The 18,467-nt window shown below is 66.2% G+C and carries 18 protein-coding genes; 4 read left to right on the forward strand and 14 right to left on the reverse strand.

The window, feature by feature from the left end:
- Positions 1 to 161: 161 nt before the first annotated feature.
- The 4 genes from ACTIMF_RS13960 to rpmF form a co-directional block, all read right to left on the reverse strand.
- A complete protein-coding gene (locus ACTIMF_RS13960) occupies positions 162 to 1,721 on the reverse strand; it encodes a GMC family oxidoreductase (protein ID WP_442350899.1) in 1,560 nt (519 codons plus the stop codon).
- A 1-nt stretch (position 1,722) separates the two neighbouring features.
- Positions 1,723 to 3,228, reverse strand: coding sequence for an aldehyde dehydrogenase family protein (locus tag ACTIMF_RS13965; RefSeq protein WP_442350900.1), 1,506 nt, complete (start codon positions 3,226 to 3,228; stop codon positions 1,723 to 1,725).
- Positions 3,225 to 5,447 carry a choline BCCT transporter BetT gene (gene betT, locus ACTIMF_RS13970; protein WP_442350901.1) on the reverse strand — a complete coding sequence of 741 codons (2,223 nt, stop codon included), beginning with the start codon at positions 5,445 to 5,447 and terminating at the stop codon, positions 3,225 to 3,227. The genes ACTIMF_RS13965 and betT overlap by 4 nt, the downstream gene beginning before the upstream one ends.
- Positions 5,448 to 5,645: 198 nt before the next feature.
- Positions 5,646 to 5,819: a 50S ribosomal protein L32 gene (gene rpmF, locus ACTIMF_RS13975; RefSeq protein ID WP_236999047.1), complete on the reverse strand. Its 174-nt coding sequence runs from the start codon at positions 5,817 to 5,819 to the stop codon at positions 5,646 to 5,648.
- A gap of 195 nt (positions 5,820 to 6,014) precedes the next feature.
- Here rpmF and ACTIMF_RS13980 point away from each other — a divergent pair, with 195 nt between their 5' ends.
- Positions 6,015 to 6,947 (forward strand): AEC family transporter, encoded by a 933-nt coding sequence (locus tag ACTIMF_RS13980; protein WP_442350902.1) that lies wholly within the window; start codon positions 6,015 to 6,017, stop codon positions 6,945 to 6,947.
- A gap of 146 nt (positions 6,948 to 7,093) precedes the next feature.
- Here the strand turns inward: ACTIMF_RS13980 and mug are convergent, their stop codons facing one another.
- The 8 genes from mug to ACTIMF_RS14020 form a co-directional block, all read right to left on the reverse strand.
- Positions 7,094 to 7,675, reverse strand: coding sequence for a G/U mismatch-specific DNA glycosylase (mug, locus tag ACTIMF_RS13985; protein ID WP_442350903.1), 582 nt, complete (start codon positions 7,673 to 7,675; stop codon positions 7,094 to 7,096).
- Complete coding sequence (locus tag ACTIMF_RS13990) at positions 7,672 to 9,642, reverse strand: VWA domain-containing protein (protein WP_442350948.1); 1,971 nt, start codon at positions 9,640 to 9,642, stop codon at positions 7,672 to 7,674. Before ACTIMF_RS13990 ends, mug begins: the two co-directional genes overlap by 4 nt.
- A complete protein-coding gene (locus ACTIMF_RS13995) occupies positions 9,632 to 11,077 on the reverse strand; it encodes a sigma 54-interacting transcriptional regulator (protein WP_442350904.1) in 1,446 nt (481 codons plus the stop codon). Before ACTIMF_RS13995 ends, ACTIMF_RS13990 begins: the two co-directional genes overlap by 11 nt.
- A gap of 59 nt (positions 11,078 to 11,136) precedes the next feature.
- A complete protein-coding gene (locus ACTIMF_RS14000) occupies positions 11,137 to 12,075 on the reverse strand; it encodes a TauD/TfdA dioxygenase family protein (RefSeq protein WP_442350905.1) in 939 nt (312 codons plus the stop codon).
- A gap of 94 nt (positions 12,076 to 12,169) precedes the next feature.
- Positions 12,170 to 12,733 carry a maleylpyruvate isomerase family mycothiol-dependent enzyme gene (locus ACTIMF_RS14005; RefSeq protein ID WP_442350906.1) on the reverse strand — a complete coding sequence of 188 codons (564 nt, stop codon included), beginning with the start codon at positions 12,731 to 12,733 and terminating at the stop codon, positions 12,170 to 12,172.
- Positions 12,730 to 13,224, reverse strand: a complete 495-nt coding sequence (locus ACTIMF_RS14010) for an SRPBCC domain-containing protein (protein ID WP_442350907.1) — start codon at positions 13,222 to 13,224, stop codon at positions 12,730 to 12,732. The genes ACTIMF_RS14005 and ACTIMF_RS14010 overlap by 4 nt, the downstream gene beginning before the upstream one ends.
- Complete coding sequence (locus tag ACTIMF_RS14015; RefSeq protein ID WP_442350908.1) at positions 13,221 to 13,580, reverse strand: ArsR/SmtB family transcription factor; 360 nt, start codon at positions 13,578 to 13,580, stop codon at positions 13,221 to 13,223. The genes ACTIMF_RS14010 and ACTIMF_RS14015 overlap by 4 nt, the downstream gene beginning before the upstream one ends.
- Positions 13,581 to 13,665: 85 nt before the next feature.
- Positions 13,666 to 14,049, reverse strand: coding sequence for a YchJ family protein (locus tag ACTIMF_RS14020; protein ID WP_442350909.1), 384 nt, complete (start codon positions 14,047 to 14,049; stop codon positions 13,666 to 13,668).
- 90 nt (positions 14,050 to 14,139) lie between these two features.
- On the opposite strand from ACTIMF_RS14020, the gene ACTIMF_RS14025 reads away from it, so the two are divergent.
- From ACTIMF_RS14025 to ACTIMF_RS14035, 3 genes are read left to right on the forward strand one after another with little or no spacing between them, the layout of a single operon-like run.
- A complete protein-coding gene (locus tag ACTIMF_RS14025; protein ID WP_442350910.1) occupies positions 14,140 to 14,523 on the forward strand; it encodes a GntR family transcriptional regulator in 384 nt (127 codons plus the stop codon).
- A complete protein-coding gene (locus tag ACTIMF_RS14030) occupies positions 14,520 to 15,428 on the forward strand; it encodes an ABC transporter ATP-binding protein (RefSeq protein WP_442350911.1) in 909 nt (302 codons plus the stop codon). The genes ACTIMF_RS14025 and ACTIMF_RS14030 overlap by 4 nt, the downstream gene beginning before the upstream one ends.
- Positions 15,425 to 16,144, forward strand: a complete 720-nt coding sequence (locus tag ACTIMF_RS14035) for a hypothetical protein (protein ID WP_442350912.1) — start codon at positions 15,425 to 15,427, stop codon at positions 16,142 to 16,144. Before ACTIMF_RS14030 ends, ACTIMF_RS14035 begins: the two co-directional genes overlap by 4 nt.
- A 100-nt stretch (positions 16,145 to 16,244) precedes the next feature.
- On the opposite strand, the gene purH is transcribed toward ACTIMF_RS14035, so the two are convergent.
- Complete coding sequence (purH, locus tag ACTIMF_RS14040; protein WP_442350913.1) at positions 16,245 to 17,810, reverse strand: bifunctional phosphoribosylaminoimidazolecarboxamide formyltransferase/IMP cyclohydrolase; 1,566 nt, start codon at positions 17,808 to 17,810, stop codon at positions 16,245 to 16,247.
- Complete coding sequence (purN, locus tag ACTIMF_RS14045; RefSeq protein ID WP_442350914.1) at positions 17,807 to 18,442, reverse strand: phosphoribosylglycinamide formyltransferase; 636 nt, start codon at positions 18,440 to 18,442, stop codon at positions 17,807 to 17,809. The genes purH and purN overlap by 4 nt, the downstream gene beginning before the upstream one ends.
- Positions 18,443 to 18,467 lie beyond the last annotated feature (25 nt).

Consider the following 18,467-nt stretch of genomic DNA (forward strand, 5'->3'; position numbering starts at 1 on the left):
CCCCCCCCAGTTGGAGCGCGTGTGGCCCCCCCCCATTTTGCTGGCTGTGCTCCCCCCCCCCGTTGCAGCGTGGGTGGCGCCGTCCTGGGTACCGCTCGATCGACGGGGCGGTACCGCTCGATCGACGGGGCGGTACCGCTCGATCACCGAGTAGGACTCGGTCAGGCCTTTCCTGCCACGAGGTCGGCGCAGCGTTCGCCGATCATCATGACGGTGATGTTCGGGTTCACCGAGATGTGCTCGGGGAAGACGGAGGCGTCGGCGATACGAAGGCCTTCGACGCCCTTGACGCGGAGGTCGGCGTCGACGGGAGCGTTGTCGGCCGATCCCATCGCCGCCGTTCCGACCGGGTGATACACGGTGTTGTGGGTGGCGCGGATGTAGTCGGCCAGGCTCGCGTCGTCGACGACCCCTGGACCCGGGAACAACTCCTCTCCCGCCCATCCGGCGAGTGCGGGCTGGGCGACGATCTCGCGGGCTCGCCGGATGCCCGCCGTCATGATGCGGATGTCGTACCCTTCGGGGTCGCTGAAGTAGCGCGGGTCAACCATCGGCTTGTCTCGGAAGTCACGCGAGCGCAGACGGACGGTGCCGCGCGACCGCGCGTGCGTCACGTTCGGAGTGAGGCAGAAGACGTTGTCACGGGTCGGATAACCCTGCCGCACCGTGTGCATGTCGAACGGCACGCTTCCGTAATGCATCATCAGGTCCGGCCGGTCGAGGCCGTCGTCGACCATGTCGAAGATCCCGATCTCCCACCACTGGGTGGAGTCGGTCGGCATCGGCTGCTTCGCCTCCCACGAGATGACGCCTTCCGGATGGTCTTGCAGGTTCAGCCCGACTCCGGCCGAGTCGACGAGAACATCGACACCGTTCTCGCGGAGGTGGTCGGCCGGCCCGATACCGGACAGCATCAACAGCTTCGGGGTGTCGATCGCACCCGACGAGAGCACCAGTTCGCGTTCGGCGGTGATCGTCCGTGCCTGTCCGAACTGATTGTCGACCACCTCGACGCCCGTGCAGCGGGTGCCGTCGAACAGGAGTCGACGCGCACGCAGTCCGGTGAGGAGCGTGAAGTTCTCGCGGTCGGCGATCGGGTGAATATACGAGACCGACGATGATGCGCGAGTGCCGTCGGCCTGGCGGTTGATCTGGAAGAAGTTGGCGCCGCGGGTCACCGTGCTCCCGGTGTTGAACGGGGTGGTCGGCAGCCCCGCCTCGGCTGCTGCTTCGAGGAGCGCCACACCGCATCGGTCGTTCGGCGGCACGTTCATCAATTGGACCGGACCGCTGTCACCGTGGTGCGGCGCGTCGGGGCCCGCGTCCTCGTTGGTCTCGAGTCGCTTGAGGACGGGCCACAGATTCTCGGCGTTCCAGCCGGTCGCGCCGAACCTGGTCTCCCAATCGTTCAGGTCTTCGCGCGGGGGCCAGAACGCGATGCACGAGTTGTGCGACGAGCAGCCGCCGAGGACACGCGCACGAGCATGCCGAAGGAACGAGTTCCCCGAGGCCTGCGGCTCCACCGGGTAATCCCAGTCGTATCCCGATTCGAGCAACTCCATCCAACGATTCAGCGCGAGTACCTCGGGGACGCCGCGGTCGTCGGGACCGGCCTCGATCAGCGCGACGCGGACCGACGGATCCTCGGAGAGCCGGGAGGCCGCCGCACAGCCTGCCGAACCGCCGCCGACGACGACGTAATCGAAGGAGTCGGTGCTCATGTCAGTTCCCCTCGTCTGTCCGGTCGGCGAACCAACCGGTCACCTCTGGTGCGATGTTCTGATAGACGTGCTTGGCCTCGCGGTACTCGTCGAGTCCGGTTGGGCCGAGTTCACGCCCGACCCCCGACTGCCCGAAGCCGCCCCATTCGGCCTGCGGCAGATACGGATGGAAGTCGTTGATCCACACGGTGCCGTGGCGCAGCCTGTTCGCGATCCGCTGCGCCTTGCCCGCGTCCTGCGTCCACACCGCGCTCGCGAGACCATAGGCCGTGTCGTTCGCGATCGTGACGGCGTCGTCCTCGTCGGTGAACGTCTCGACGGTGACGACTGGTCCGAACGCTTCGTCGACGACGACCGACATACCGCGCCGCACCTGGTCGAGCACCGTCATCCGGTAGTAGAAACCGGCATCCAGGTCGGTGGAACCCGATGTGCCGGTGGCGAATTCGCCACCGCAGCGAAGTCGGGCCCCCTCGGCGACGCCGGCCTGCACGTAGGCGTGCACCTTGTCGCGGTGAGCCGCCGAGATCAGCGGTCCGGTCTCGGCGGCGTCGTCGAACGGCCCGCCGATCCGAATGTGCCCGGCGCGCTCCACGAGTGCGTCGACGAACCGCTCGGCGATCGACTCCTCGACGACGAGACGTGCGCCTGCCGAGCACACCTGCCCGGAGTGGACGAATGCCGCGTTGAGCGCGTTGTCGACCGCCGCGTCGAAGTCGGTGTCCTCGAACACGACGTTCGGATTCTTGCCGCCGAGTTCGAGCGCCACCTTCTTGACTGTGCCTGCCGCCGACGCCGCGACGACCCGGCCCGTCACGAGCCCTCCCGTGAACGAGACCATGTCGACGTCCGGATGCTCGGACAGCGGGGCGCCAGCCTGAGCGCCCGCACCCGTCACCAGGTTCGCGACCCCCGCCGGAAGCCCCAGTTCGTCGAGCAACGTCATCGTCAGGATGGCAGTGTGCGGCGTCAGCTCAGCAGGTTTGAGAACGAACGAGCAGCCTGCGGCGAGCGCCGGACCGATTTTCCACGCCGCCTGCAGGAGCGGGTAGTTCCACGGTGTGATCAGGCCGCACACGCCGACAGGTTCGTATTGGATTCGACTGACGACCGTTTCCGATCCGGCGTCCACCAGCCGCCCCGCGTCCTTGGACGCGAGTTCGGCGAAGTAGTCGAAGCAGTTGACGATGTCGTCCATGTCGATGCGTGCTTCGACGATCCGTTTACCGGTGTCGAGCGCTTCGGCGCGGGCGAACTCCTCGTGACGTTCCCGAATGCCGTCGGCGAGCCTCGCCAGGAGCTTGCCTCGTTCGGCCGCCGGAACCGACGCCCAGCGGCGGTCGTCGAACGAGCGTCGCGCTGCCGCGATGGCACGCTCGGTGTCGGCCGCGCTCGCCTCACTGACGGTCGCCACCAGGCTTCCGTCTGCAGGACACCGGATGTCGCGGGTCGCGCCGTCGGCTGCGGCCTCCCACCGTCCGTCGACGAACAGCGTCTGTGCAGTCACGATTCCTCCTTCGCCGGGCCCGTGGCTCCGGCCTCTGATGCGAGTCCTGGTTCTACGTCGAGTGATTCTCGGCCTGCACTCGCCGATTCTGCTGCAGATCCCGGTTGCGTGGGCGCCACGTCGGATCCGTCCGGGAAGTCGGCGGACCAGTCGACGACCTGCTCACCGACGATCGTCGCGGTGTCGCCGCCGACCAACTCGAGATAGTGCAGATGACGCTCGTATTGGTCGAGGACGTTCGAGATGATCTGCGGTTCGGTGAGTCCGAACACGTTGAAGCCCTCACTGCCCTGCGCCGTGAACACTTCGAGGCGGAAGAACATGTCGCCCGAGTCGGGCGAGCGCCCGAACACCGGTGTCGGGTGCCGCGTCGGATACACCTGGTAGTGGAACGTGCGGCCGCCGCCGAAGTCGACGTCGAGGTGATGGCTCTCCAAGTCGTAGGCGTCGACGTGGGCGGATCCGGCCTTCGCGTCCATGCCCGACGCGACGAGTTCGGCCGCGACCTCATCGAGTGCCGGCCGCACAACGCTTTCGGAGTACTTCCTGACGTCATTGGAATCTGGGTATCGGACGAGTCGTTCGACCCGCTGCCGCCAGTTCAACGCGGTACCGCCTGACGACCGATGCGACAGCGCGTGCGTCATGGCGCTCCGCCGCGAATCCACCCAGTCGCCTTCGGCACGCAACGCTCCGAAGAGCCCGAGCATCATCAGCGCGATGACGACCGCGAACGGCAGGCCCATGATCACCGTCGCGTTCTGCAGCGTGGTGATGCCGCCGATCAACAGCATCGTCATGGTCAACAGCCCGGTGACGACCGCCCAGAAGACTCGTACCCAGCGGGCGGCGTCCGACTCGTTGTCGGTGACGTGGGAACTGAAGTGGGACATCACCAAGGCGCCCGAGTCGGCGCTCGTGATGTAGAAGAGCAGGCCCGTGAACGTCGCGACGACCACCAGGACCGGTGCTGCGGGGTACTCGTGCAGCAGTGCGTAGAACCCCTCCTCCGGCGTGTTCACCGCGGTGTCGGCGAAGTCGCTGTTTCCGCGAGCGATCTCGAGCGCGCTGTTACCGAAGATCGAGATCCAGACGAGGATGAACACGAACGGAATGGTAAGAGTGCCGAACACGAACTGCCGGATGGTGCGGCCGCGGGAGATCCGCGCCAAGAACAGGCCGACGAACGGCGCCCACGCGATCCACCACGCCCAGAAGAACAGCGTCCACGTCGCCTTCCAGTCACCGGTGTCCTGGTAGGCGAACGTGTCGAGCGCCATCGACGGGAAGCGGCTGGCGAAGTCGCCGATGTTCTGAACGAGTGCGTTCATCAGGTAGGTCGTCGAGCCGGCGATGAGGACGAACAGCAGCAGACCGAGCGCGATGATCACGTTGATTTCGGAGAGCCGTTTGACGCCCTTGTCGACGCCCGACACCGCCGACAACGTCGCGATCGCGACCGCGACGATGATGAGTCCGGCCTGCGCCCAGTGGCTTTGCGCGATCCCGAACAGGTCTTCGAGACCCACGTTGAGCTGCGCGACACCGATGCCGAGGCTCGTCGCCAAACCGAAGATGGCACCGAGTAGAGCGGCGATGTCGACCGAGTCGCCGAGGATCCCGTCGAGTTTGTCGCCGAAGACGGGCCGGAGCGCGGACCGCAGGGACAACGGCATGTTGTAGCGGTAGGCGAAGTAGGCGAGCGACATGCCGATGAGCGCGTACAGCGCCCAGCCGATGATCCCGTAGTGGAACAGGGTCCACACGACGGCCTGCCGGGTGGCCTCCAGGGTCTGCCCGTCGCCGGTCGGCGGCTGCATCCACTGGGTGACGGGTTCGGCGACCGAGAAGAACATGAGGTCGATGCCGATTCCGGCGGCGAACAACATCGCCGTCCAGGAGAACAGATTGTAGACGGGCTTGGAGTGATCAGGGCCGAGCTTGACTCCGCCGACGCGCGAGAGGGCCGCCCAGAGGACGAACAACAGCACGGTAACGACGAGCCCGATGTAGAACCATCCGAGTTCAGCGGCGACCCAGGTGACCGCGGCTTGAATGACGCGGTCCGCGCCGTCGGTGTCGATGAGTGCCCACACGATGATGCCGATGATGCCTGCGCTGGCACCGAAGAAGACGCGCTTGTTGACCGGAATTCCGGGAACCTTGGCGACGTCTACCGGCTTCCCGGACAATCCGTCGGAGAACTTACCTGTACCCACCAGTGGATCCCCTATTCGCGAGTCTGCGGCCGCACCCGACACTACTCGGCGCCCATACCGCGTCTTACGCGGCTGACGAGGCCGAGAATCCATCGGCGGCGTTACCGTTCCGAGATGCTTGTGTCAGAAAAACAGCTGCGGCCGACGAGTCGAAACTCGTCGGCCGCAGCCGTTCACATCAGTTCGTCGCGAGTAGTCTCAGCGACGGTCGAGATCGACGAGGCCGAGCTTGACGGCCTTGACGAGACGACGCGGCACGCGCTGCGTGACGCCATTGATCTTTTCTTCCTGCAGCGGAGCATTGTCTGCCTTCCACTGCGACCGACGACTGCGGGTGTTGGCCCGCGACATCCGGCGCTTCGGTACTGCCATGGTTCTCGCCCTTCCTCACGTTCGGCGCGGGTATGGGTATGGGTCTGTCCCGACCGCCTCGCCCGCTGATCGCCTGCATCCACGGCAATCCGACCGCGGCACACAACCTGAACAGACTAACCGGCCGAAGCCTCGCATGGCAAAACGTGGGAGGTGAGACCTTCGACATGCGGCGACGGACCCTAGTATTGCGGGGTGTCAGGCGTCGTATCCGGGTTCACCGTGATCTTCATAATCGTCGGTCTCGGCTACCTACTCGGCCGCACCCGCACTCTCGGCGACCACGCCTCCACCACACTGTCGCGACTCGTCTTCTTCGTCTGCACCCCCGCGCTCCTGGTCCATTCGCTGGCGACGAGTGACTTGTCCGCGGTCTTCTCGTCGACCCTCGCCGTTGCGTCGATCAGCGCGCTGGCTGTCGGCTTCGTGTACCTCGTCATCGCGCGCCTGTGGCTGCGACGCGAGATCCCCGAACTGGTGATCGGTGCGCTCTCAGCGTCGTATGTGAACACCGTCAACCTCGGCCTGCCGATCGCGATCTTCGTCCTCGACGACGCGTCGTTCATCGCTCCTCTGCTGCTCTTCCAGATCGTGTTCTACTCACCTGTCGCGTTGGCGACCCTCGATCTGACCGCACTCGACGGGTCGACGCGAACATCCGTATGGCGGACGGTCGCCGTGCCGTTGCGCAACCCGATCCTGATCGGCGGCGCGGTCGGACTGATCGTGTCGGTGTCGGGATGGACACCTCCCCAATCGATCCTCGAGTCGGCCGACATGCTCGGTCGGGCGTCTGCCCCGCTCGCCCTTCTCGCGTTCGGGCTCACGCTGACCGGCGTGACCGTGTTCAAGAAGGGCGAGAGCCCTCGCCGCGACATCGTCCTGGCCTCGATCCTCAAGATGGTCGCGATGCCGCTTCTCGCCTATGCGACGGCGCGCTGGATGTTCGGAATGACCGGGCACAAGCTGTTCGGTCAGGTGGTGATCGCCGCACTGCCGACCGCACAGAACGTCCTCGTGTACGCGACCCGCTATCGGCGCGGTGAGATCCTCGCTCGCGACTCCGCCCTCGTGACGACGCTGCTGTCGATCCCGGTGATCGCAGTGACCGCGTGGCTGCTGGCGTAGCAGCCTCGGCAGGCGAGCCGCAGCCTCAACTGCTTCATCGCACATTCACCTTCGTCATCACAACATCAATGAGTCTTAGCAGCCTGGGCCCAGGCTGCTAAGACGCATTGAGTGTGCGACAACAGATCTGAGGCTGCGTGGTCGGTCTACAAGTCCACAGCGGCTCGGCGCACACCGGCCGCCACCGCGGCCGCTCGGTACGCAGCAGCCAACGACGCGACACTCTCGTGGGAGTTGAGGCCACTCGGGTTCGGCAGGACCCAGAGCCGGGCGCCGCCCAGCCCGTCCGGCTGCTCGCCGACGGTGGCTTTCGGCACTCCGAACGCCGTGCGATAGGCCGTGACGCCGAGGATCGCGAGGACGCGCGGGCGCACTCGTTCGACCGTCTGGACCAACTTCTTCCCGCCCTCGACGAATTCGTCTCGCGCGAGGTCGGACGCCTTCGCCGTCGCACGAGCCACCACGTTGGTGATCCCCACCCCGGCTCCGACGAGTGCCGCCTCGTCAGCTTCTGACATGCCGTCGGACGCGTCGATCAGCCGGTCGGTGATACCCGCCGCGTACAGCGCCGGATAGAACCGGTTGCCCGGCCGCGCGAAGTGCGCCCCGGTCGCGGCCGTCCACAGCCCGGGGTTGATCCCGCAGAGCAACAGCCGACAGTCGGGGCCGATCAGATCGGGGACCGACCGTTCGGCGAACGTCAGGAGCTGGGCCCGCGTGAAGCTCACCGCGCGCGTCGCGCCCGCAGGTAGTCGCCGACGACTGCGGCGCCGAGTCCGTCGATGTCCGGCGCGACGACGCGTCCACCGATGCGTCGCGCGATGCGGTCGACGAAATTCGCAAGACCCGGGTCGTCGCCGAGCCGGAAGAACGTGATCTGGGTGCCCATCCGCGACAGGTGGTCGAGTTCGCGCACGGTGAGGCCGATGGTCTGCGGGTGCGGCGGGTACCAGAAGAACGCCTCGCCGTCCGGTTCCAGGTGGGCCGTCGGCTCGCCGTCTGTCACGATCAGCAGCACCGGCTGGGCGTTCGGGAACCGGCGCAGATGCCGGTGCGCCAACATGAGGGCGTGGTGCAGATTGGTGCCCTGCTCCATCCGCGGTTCCAGGCCGGTCAACTCGTCGACGTTCGTCGACCGGGCGTGTCTGCCGAACTCGATCAGGTGCAGTTCGTCCGACCGGAACCGAGTCGAGATCAACTGGTTCAACGCAAGCGCAGTCCGCTTCATCGGCGTCCAACGCCCCTCCATCACCATGGAGAACGAGGTGTCGACCAGGAGGACCACCGCGGCCTGCGTGCGCGCCTCCGTCTCAGTGACCTCGACGTCGCGCACATCGATCCGCACCCCGTGAGACGCGTCCTGCCGATCAGTCGCCGTGCGCAGCACCGCATTCGTCACAGTGCGTGTGACATCCCACGGTTCGGTGTCGCCGAACGCCCACTCACGGGTCGCACCGGTCGGCTCACCGAGGCGACCTGCGAGATCGGTGCGACGGTCCCCTCCCCGCGATGACAACTGTGCGGCGACATCCCGCAGAATCGACTGCCCGAGTCGACGCATCGCCTTCGGACTGAGCTTGAGACTGCCATCGGAGTCTCGTCGAAAGAAGCCCTGATCCCGCAAGGCCTTCTCGAGTTCACTCAGGGTCCGCGCGTCAGCGGCGGCCTCGTCGCCGAGCTGACGAGCCAGCGCGTCGAGGTCGATGTCCTCCATCTGAGCACCCGCATAGCCCTGCGACAGCTGTTCACCGAGTTCTTCCAGTTCTGCGATGTCACGAAGCGCAGCGGCGCCCTCTCCCATCCCCATCGGCGAATCGCCGGAGAATTCCTGTGATCCGTCCCAGTTCAGATCGGGGCGCGCCTGCCGCAACGCGTCGTCCATCTGTCCGAGCGCGCTCATGAGTTCCGGTGACCCGAATGCCTGCTGCGACAACTCGGCCAACTCGGCCTGCTGCTCCGGAGTGAGCGAGTTGAAGAACTGTTGGGCTGCGGCTGACCGGCGGGCCAAGGCGTCGATGAGCTCGTCTATGTTCTCCGGGCCTTCGGGGAAGAACTCGCCGTGCTTGTCCATGAACTCGTCGAAATCCGCCTGCGAGTCCTGCCCGGCGTTGTGCTTGGCCAGCAACTCGTTGAGGTCGCCGAGCATGTCGGAGATCCGCTGCCGATCTTCCTCAGTCGCGCCTTCGAGCGCTTCTTTCATGCCACTGAACCGCTGGTCCAGGGCTTCTCGGCCGAGGAGGTCGGAGATCTTCTCGTAGTCGGCCCGCGCCTGTGCGCTGCGCCAGTCGTAGTCGGCGAGCTCGCGGACGGCCTGCGCCGTCGACGCGGGCAGACTGCCGATCTGCATCTCCGCGAAGCGTGCGTCGTCGTCGAGGTCGCGGGCCAGTTGCTTGCGTTCGTTGAGGACGGCCGAATCGAGGAGATCGCGGATCTCGTCGAACGTGCCGTCGAGGTTCCGATCGCGCAAGAGTTCGCGGCGTCGCCGGTTCGCCTCCTCGGCGAGCCGATCGAGACCGCGCGCCGACGATCCGCCGCGGCGTAGGAACTCCCGCATCGCACGCTCGGGCGAGACACCCTCCATGACGTCGTCGCCGATCGCACGGAGCGCTTCCCTCAGGTCGACGGGCGGCGCGAGGGGATCCGGTCCACCCGTGTAACGGCTGTACCGGGACCGATGGAAACGGTTACGCGCCATCATGTTCGAGTTCGTCGTCGGGCGAGGACACCGAGTACGTCGTCCGCCCGTAGTCGTCCTCGTCCTTTCCGATACGACGCGCCAGGTACAGCCCCTCCAATGCCAGTTCGAGGGCGCTGGCGCGCTCAGCGGGTTCGAGTGCGTCGAGTCGGCTCGCGATCTCGTCGAGCACCTTGAGTACCTGCGCTCCGTCGCCGATGGCCTCGACGACCTCAGTGGCGGGCACGCGGTCGCCGGTCAACACGGGGTGCCCGGCGTCGAGAGCCTCGACGAGTGGACGCATGTCGACGCCGCCGAGGTGCGCACGTACGACGTCGGCGACGGATTTCCGGAGCAGATAGTCGAGGATCTCGAGTTCGCGCCCCTCTTCGCCCGACTCGAACTCCACCTTGCCGCGGAGCACGTCGATCACCGACTGGAGGTCGACGGGGCGAGCGACCGGCAATTCTTCGCCGGTGACCGCGGCCCGGTGCAGTGCTGCCGCCGCGACCGTCTCGGCCGCAGCGATCGAGAATCGCGCAGACACACCGGACCGTTGATCGATCGACGGATGTTCACGCGCATACCTGGTGAAGCGCGCGAGAGCTTCGATGAGATACGTCGGGACGCTCGCGACGAGGTCGGCCTCCTGTTCGACGACGTCGATCTCATCGTCCAGTTCGAGGGGGTAGTGAGTACGGATCTCGGCCCCGAAGCGGTCTTTGAGCGGGGTGATGATGCGGCCGCGGTTGGTGTAGTCCTCTGGGTTGGCACTCGCTGTGACGAGCACGTCGAGCGGCAGCCGCAGACTGTAGCCGCGGACCTGGACGTCGCGCTCCTCCATCACGTTGAGCATCGACACCTGGATGCGCTCGGCGAGGTCCGGAAGCTCATTGATGGCGACGATGCCGCGGTGCGCCCGCGGAATCAGCCCGAAGTGAATGGTTTCCGGGTCGCCCAGACTGCGACCTTCGGCGACCTTCATCGGATCGATGTCGCCGACGAGGTCGGCGACCGAGGTGTCCGGTGTCGCGAGCTTCTCGCTGTACCGTTCGCTGCGGTGCCGCCAGTCGATCGGCAGGTCGTCGCCGAGTTGGTCCGCGCGGCGGATCGACTCGGGCAGGATCGGCTCGTACGGATGCTCATCGAGGTCGGAGCCGGCGATCACCGGCGTCCACTCGTCGAGCAGTCCGACGAGCGTGCGCAACAGGCGCGTCTTGCCCTGACCGCGCTCACCGAGCATGACGACGTCGTGTCCGGCGATGAGGGCGCGCTCAAGCTGTGGGATGACGGTGTCGTCGAATCCGACGACACCGGGCCACGGATCGCCGCCGGAACGGAGAGCACTCAGCAGGTTGTGCCGGATCTCGTCGCGCACGCTGCGCTGCACGTGATCGGTGGCGCGAAGCTCGCCGAGAGTACTGATCTGAGAAGGTCGAGTGGATTCGTCAGGCACGTGATCCACGCTACCCGCAGATTCCAGATCCGCTACGGGGCAAGACCGATTGCACAGTGTCAGCGCTCGACGCCGACTGATTCCGCCGGGTGGTCCGGGCCGACGAGGCCTTGCGGCCCGACGGGACGATCACCTCGCAACGTGACCCGATGCATCACGCGGCGCTCCGTGTAGTCACGGTTCGCGTAGTGGGCCGTGCTCCGGTTGTCCCACAGGACGACGTCGCCGAGACTCCAACGGTGTCGTACGACGTGCTCCGGCTTGGTCAGATGCGCGTAGAACGCGTCGAGTAGTCCGCGGCTCTCCGCATCGGACACGCCCTCGATGTGAGAGGTGAATCCAGGATTGACGAACAACGCCTTGCGGCCGGTCTCCGGGTGGATGCGGACCACCGGTTGCCGGACGGGCGGCAGGCTGGTGACCTGTTCCCCGTCCCACACGTTCCCACGCCCGGCGCGACGCTGGCGCAGGTAGTACCCGAACTCGCGATTGCCGTCGTGCACCGCGACGAGTTGGTCGGCAAGCCGCTGCAGCGGCGAGGAAAGCGAGGCGTACGCGGCCTCGCTGTCGGCCCAGTTGGTGTCGCCGCCCAGGTCGGGCAGGATCACCGGCCGCAGGATCGACGCTGCAGGCGGGCGAGGCATGAATGTGACATCGGTGTGCCAGACATCGGCGAACCCGTTGTCGGTGCTGTCGAGCGAGTACATCTCATCCGGGACCTCCGAGCCGCTGTCCCATACGGGATGGCCTGCCGTCACGTCACCGAGCCGGGTCGCGAACTCGACGTGCTCGGCGTCCGTGAGGTCCTGCCCGCGTATGACGAGCACCTTGTACTCCGCGAGTGCGACCCGTATCGCGGCGATCTGAGAACCGGTCGCCGACGCGATGTCGACTCCCGAGATCTCGGCGCCATGCGTTGGTCCGAGCCGAGCGACGTCGAGTTCGACGCCGGAGGTGATGCCTGCTGTGCGATCGATGGTCTGACTGTCTGTACTCACACGTCGAGCATGCCGCGCGGTGTGTACAGCGAGAAGGGTTACGACCTCCGCGGGTTTAACGTTCGGAGTCCGTGGCCGCTCGACGCTGCGCGGGTCAGCGCGCGAACTCCGGATTCCGGCCGATGAACGCGGCGAGCGCGACGACCGGATCGGCGTCGGTGGGCGCCTGTCGGGCGGGCCCGTACTGGCCCGAGGATCGCAGCACCTCCTCCATCGAACTCAATCCGGCCAACAGTTCGGCCGCGAACCCGCGGTCGAGGTCGGGTCGTCGCCCATTCGCCTGCGCGAGATCCCAGGTGTGCATGAACACGTCGGCGGTGTAGAACCGGTCCACCGCGTCCCGCAGCAACGACGTGCCGACGTAAGGATGCGTAAAGTCGCGGCCCGCTTCGTCGCCGTCGAGCAGCGCCTGAACAGACGCCGTCTGCTGTGCCCACGCGTCCACCGGATCGTCGGCGGTCACGGCGGGCAGCACCACATGGCCCGCCGCCATAAACGACGGGAACCACTCCACGAGGTGAGCGACGACGTCGCGCGCGTTCCATTCGGGTACCGGCGTCTGCGCCGTCCAGTCGGCGGTGGCGGCCGCTTCCCGAGCGAATCCCGCGGCCACGATGCGGTGCCGCTCGGCGGGCGACGCCTCGCCGAGCGCGCTCACGCCGAGACTGTTCCGTCGGCGAGGAGACCGTCGAGCTTCGCATAGCCCTGGTCGACACCCACTTCCATGCCGGACACCAGCCAGGCGTCGCGACCTTCCATGCTGTCGCACAACGACTGTGCGTGCAGGCGCGTACGTCCGTCGCCGAGTTCCTCGAACCGCATCGTCTCCAACGCCACGGCGTCGGGCACTCCCTCGAAGGTGAACGTCTGGACGATGACGTCGTCGCCGACCGTGTGGAAGCATCCGCGGAACCCGTACTCCTCGCCGTCGCGTCCGGCGACGTACCGCCACTCACCGCCGTCGCGGGCGTCCCAGGTGAGGATCCGGTTGCTCATGCCGTCCGGTCCCACCCACCGCGCGAACAATTCCGGGTCGACGTGCGCTGCGCGCAATTGAGCGGGCGTGGCCGCGAAGTCGCGGGTGATGCGGATGATCGGCAGCGCCGGATCCGCTTCGATCGATGCTGTCGGGTGCGATTGGATTGTCATGATGCGTCCTCCTCTGGACGTGAAACCTCGGTTGTCTCGTTCATCTCCGCGAGTACCGCGTCGAGCCGCTGATACCGTTCCTCGGCTCGGCGCTGATAGCGCTCGATCCACTTGGTCATCAGGTCGAAGACCTGCGCCTCCAGGTGGACCGGACGGCGCTGAGCATCGCGTGTGCGAGTCACCAGACCAGCACCCTCGAGCACACGCAGATGCTTGGACACGGCTTGCAGACTCACGTCGTACGGCTGGGCCAGTTCGTTCACTGTGGCGTCGGCCGTGGTCAACCGGGCGACGATGTCACGCCGAGTGGGGTCGGCCAGCGCCGAGAACACCCGTGACAACTGATCGTCGGACATCGCTTGAACTCCTTAATCAACACTCCGGTTGAATACAAGTAGACACCCAAGCTCCGGCTTTGTCAACGATTCGGTTGAATACGAGTCAGCGGTGGACACCGGACGCGTAGAACCAGCGCCCGTCGACCCGCTCGAACACGCTGCGCTCATGTAGCTCACCCCGCCCGTCCGCATCCCGATATACGGCGACGAACTCGACGACTCCGCTCGAATGGAAGGGCGATCCGTCGACGACATCGACGATCGAGAGATGCAACCACCGCGTCTGCGGGTCGACGGTCAATGACGTCGGCCGCGTATCCGGGTGCCAGGTAGCGAGCAGGTACTCCTCGTCACCCACGGCGAACGCCGCGAATCTGCTGCGCATCAAGGCTTCCGCAGTCGGCGGAGTCGACGAGCCCGACAGGTATCTGCCGCAGCACGACTCGATCACTTCACCACGTCCACACGGGCACGACTGTCCATCCACGATCGCCAGCCTGCCACAGCCCTTGACACGGATCCCACCGGGTGTAATGGTTAGTTAGTCAACTAACTAACCAAAGAACAGGAGGCGCTCGTGATCGACGACAGCAGAGCCCTCTTCCAACAGATCGCGGACAACGTGTCGGACTCGATCATCGACGGGAGCCTCGGCGAAGAGACCCGCGCACCGTCTACCAACGAGCTGGCCGCCTTCTACCGAATCAATCCGGCCACCGCAGCGAAAGGAGTCAACATGCTGGTCGACAAGGGAGTCCTCTACAAACGTCGCGGCGTCGGCATGTTCGTGTCGACTGGCGCGCAGGACCTGCTCCGTCGCGAGCGCCAGGAGTCATTCGCCGACCGGTTCATCGAGCCACTCCTCGGCGAGGCCGATCGACTCGGCCTGGCACCCGAGGACCTCATCGCTTTGATCCGTGACCGATCCCACCAGCACTCCGAGGAAGGAGACCCGCGATGACCGACACGTCCAACGACGTCGCAGCAGTCAGCGCCCGCGGCCTCAGCAAACACTACGGTGACACCGTCGCCCTGGACTCCGTCGACTTCGACATCCCGGCGAACACCATCTGCGGCCTGTTCGGGCGCAACGGTGCGGGAAAGACCACGCTCATGTCGATTCTGACCGCGCAGAACTTCGCCACCGCAGGCCAAGCTCGGATCTTCGGCGAGGAGCCGTACGAGAACCAGCGCGCACTGTCGCGCATATGCTTCGTCCGTGAAGGGCAGCGGTACCCGGACGATGCTCGTCCGGTCCACGCATTCGCGGCCGCACGCCTGTTCTTTCCTCATTGGGACGAACAGTTCGCGCAACGGCTGATCGCCGAGTTCCGACTCCCGACCAAGACTCGCATCAAGAAGCTCTCCCGCGGACAGCTATCGGCGGTCGGCGTCATCATCGGACTCGCCTCACGTGCCGAGATCACGTTCTTCGACGAGCCCTATCTCGGCCTGGACGCCGTTGCGCGGCAGATCTTCTACGATCGACTGCTCTCCGACTATGCCGAGCACCCCCGCACCATCGTGCTCTCGAGTCACCTCATCGACGAGATCGCCGACCTCATCGAACGGGTACTCGTCGTCGACGACGGCGCCCTGGTCCTCAACGAGGACGCGGACGACCTCCGAGGTCGCGCCGTGACCGTCGTGGGCAATGCGAGAGCCGTCGACGAGTTCGTGGCGGGCCGCGAGGAACTGCATCGCGAGAGCCTCGGGCCGGTCGCGTCGTCAACCGTGCTCGGCGTCCTCAGCGAGGACGACACTCGCACGCTGGAGCGGCTGCACCTGACGACGTCGTCGGTCTCGCTACAGGAACTGATCGTCCGCTTCACCCAACACGCCGACCAGACGGGAGTCGTCCGATGACAACCACCGAACCCGCGGACCGCACACGCAACGTGATCCGCATGCAACTGCTCAACAAGCAGACGTTCGTCTGGCTGCCGATGCTGATCTTGGGCAGCTCGTTCGCGATCAGCATGATGATCTACGCGGTCATCGTCTTCTCGGTCGACGACATGGACGAGCCCATCTACGGCGGCGGCTCGCAGGCACCGCTCTGGTACTTCCTCGTGGTCGGCGTCCAGGCGCTCTCGTTCACGTTTCCGTTCTCACAGGCGTTGAGCATCACGCGTCGCGAGTACTTCTTGGGAACGTATGCGACTGCTGCCCTCACCTCGGCGACGCTCGCCGTGACGTTCCTGATCGGCGGCCTCATCGAGCGTGCCACCGACGGCTGGGGCATCGACGGCTACTTCTTCTACCTGCCGTGGATCTGGGACCAGGGTCCGTTCGTCGCACTGCTGCTGTACTTCACGATCGCGATGCTTGCGTTCGCCGTCGGGTTCTGGGGCGCCACACTCTACAAGCGGTTCGGGACCCTGTGGGTGATCGTCGCGGGACTGGTGATCGTTGTGGTGATCGTCCTGGCCTGCCTGTCCATCAGCATGGCGGGCGGCTGGCCGGCCATCGGCCGGTGGATCGTCGACCTTCGTCCACTGAGCCTGGTCGGCATCGTGTTCGCGCTCGATCTTCTGTTCGCCGGAACGTCGTATCTGACTCTGCGACGAGCGATCCCGTAATCGCTCACTTCGCCGACTCCCGCCCATCTCGGCTGCGTTCGCTCCCCTCCCGAGGGGAGCGAACGTCGTTGAGGTAAGCGGAGCGGAAGTAAGTCGACGGTCAGTGAGCGAAGTGGCGTGACCCCGTCAGGTACATGGTGATGCCCGCAGCCTTGGCCGCCTCGATCACCTCGTTGTCGCGGATGGACCCACCCGGCTGGACCACGGCGCGGACGCCGCCGTCGATCAGCACCTGCAGGCCGTCGGGGAAGGGGAAGAACGCGTCCGACGCGCCAACCGATCCCTCGGCGCGCTCGCCTGCACGGTTCACCGCGAGGTGTGCGGAGTCGACACGGTTGACCTGCCCCATGCCGACACCGACCGACGCGCCGTCAGCGGCGAGGAGGATCGCGTTCGACTTGACCGCGCGGCAGGCACGCCACGCGAAGACGAGGTCAGCGAGGGTCTTCTCGTCGGCGGCTTCGCCGGTCGCGAGCGTCCAATTGGCCGGATCATCACCCTCGGCGTCGACCAGGTCCCGCTGCTGCAGCAGGACCCCACCCGATACCGGACGCATCTCGGCGACATCGGCGCTCGGCGCCTCGGCGACGAGGATCCGGACGTTCTTCTTGCGCTGCAGCACCTCGACGGCTCCGGCAGCGTACGACGGGGCGATGATGACCTCGGTGAAGATCTCGGCGACCTGTTCGGCCATCTCGACGCTGACCTCACGGTTGGCGGCGATCACGCCGCCGTACGCACTGACCGGGTCGCACGCGTGGGCCCGCCGGTGCGCTTGCGCGATGTCCGAGCCCACAGCGATACCGCACGGGTTGGCGTGCTTGACGATCGCGACAGTGGGATCGGCGTGGTCGTGGGCGGCCCGCCACGCGGCGTCGCCGTCGGTGAAGTTGTTGAACGACATGGCCTTGCCGTGGAGCTGCTCGGCCTGTGCGAGGCCGACCGGACCCGACGTCGACGTGTACAGGGCAGCGGCCTGATGCGGGTTCTCGCCGTAGCGCAGGACGTCGGCGCGTTGCCAGGTTGCGCCCGTCCACACCGGGAAGTCGGTGGAGTCGTCGGGCGAGACGACATTGGTCATCCACGAGGCGACTGCGACGTCGTAGTCGGCCGTGTGGCGGAATGCCTTGGCGGCCAGCGACTTACGCTCGACCAACGAGAACCCGCCAGCAGCGACCGCCTCGGTGACCCGCGGGTAGTCGGACGGGTCGACGACGACACCGACCGACGGATGGTTCTTGGCTGCCGCGCGGACCATCGACGGACCGCCGATGTCGATCTGCTCGACGCACTCGTCCGGCGTCGCTCCCGAGGCGACGGTCTCGGTGAACGGATACAGGTTCACCACCACGAGCTCGAACGGGGCGATGCCCAGGTCCTCGAGCTGCGCCAGATGGTCGTCCTTGCGCGTGTCGGCGAGGACGCCCGCGTGCACGCGCGGGTGCAGCGTCTTGACGCGGCCCTCGAGGCATTCGGGGAAGCCGGTCAGCTCACTGACCTCGGTCACCGGGACACCGGCGCCTGCGATCGTCTTGGCGGTGGACCCGGTGGAGACGATCTCGACGCCCGCGGCGTGCAGCGCGGTCGCGAGCTCGCTCAGTCCGGTCTTGTCATAGACGCTGACCAGGGCGCGCCGTACGGCGCGACGATCTGCAGTTGCATTCACTTGAGATGTGCCTTTCGTCCATCGGTGACAACGCCGCGGGCGGCGAGCGCGTCCACCACTTCTGGTAACAGTGCGCGCTCGACGGTCTTGATGCGTTCGTGCAGGCTGGCTTCGGTGTCGTCGGAGCTCACCTCGACGGTCCGTTGGGCCAGGATCGGACCGGTGTCCACTCCGTCGTCGACGAGGTGGACGGTGGTGCCGGTGATTTTGACGCCGTACTCGAGTGCGTCGGCGACCCCGTGCGCTCCGGCGAACGACGGGAGGAGCGCGGGATGCGAGTTGACGACGCGCCCCCCGAATCGCTGCAGGAACGACGGACCGAGGATCTTCATGAAACCCGCGGTCACCACCCAGTGGGGGGCGAATGCCGCCACAGCGTCGGTCAGCACGCCGTCCCAGGTCGCGCGATCGGGATGCTCTTTCAGCATGCACTCGACCACGGGAATGTCTGCGTCGGCTGCTATCTGCATAGCCGGACACGGCCGGTCGACGACGACGCCGACCACGGTGAACGAGGCCTCAACGGAGGCCGCCCGGTCGATGATCGCCGCGAGCAGCGTCCCAGTACCCGACGCGAGTACCACGACGGGCGAGCGGTCGAGATCCGCTGTGTCGCGGGGGGCGTCTGTCACGCCGACCAGTTTAGGGCAATGCGAT

It is taken from the genome of Gordonia sp. (in: high G+C Gram-positive bacteria), assembly GCF_052106715.1.
Lineage (GTDB): Bacteria > Actinomycetota > Actinomycetes > Mycobacteriales > Mycobacteriaceae > Gordonia.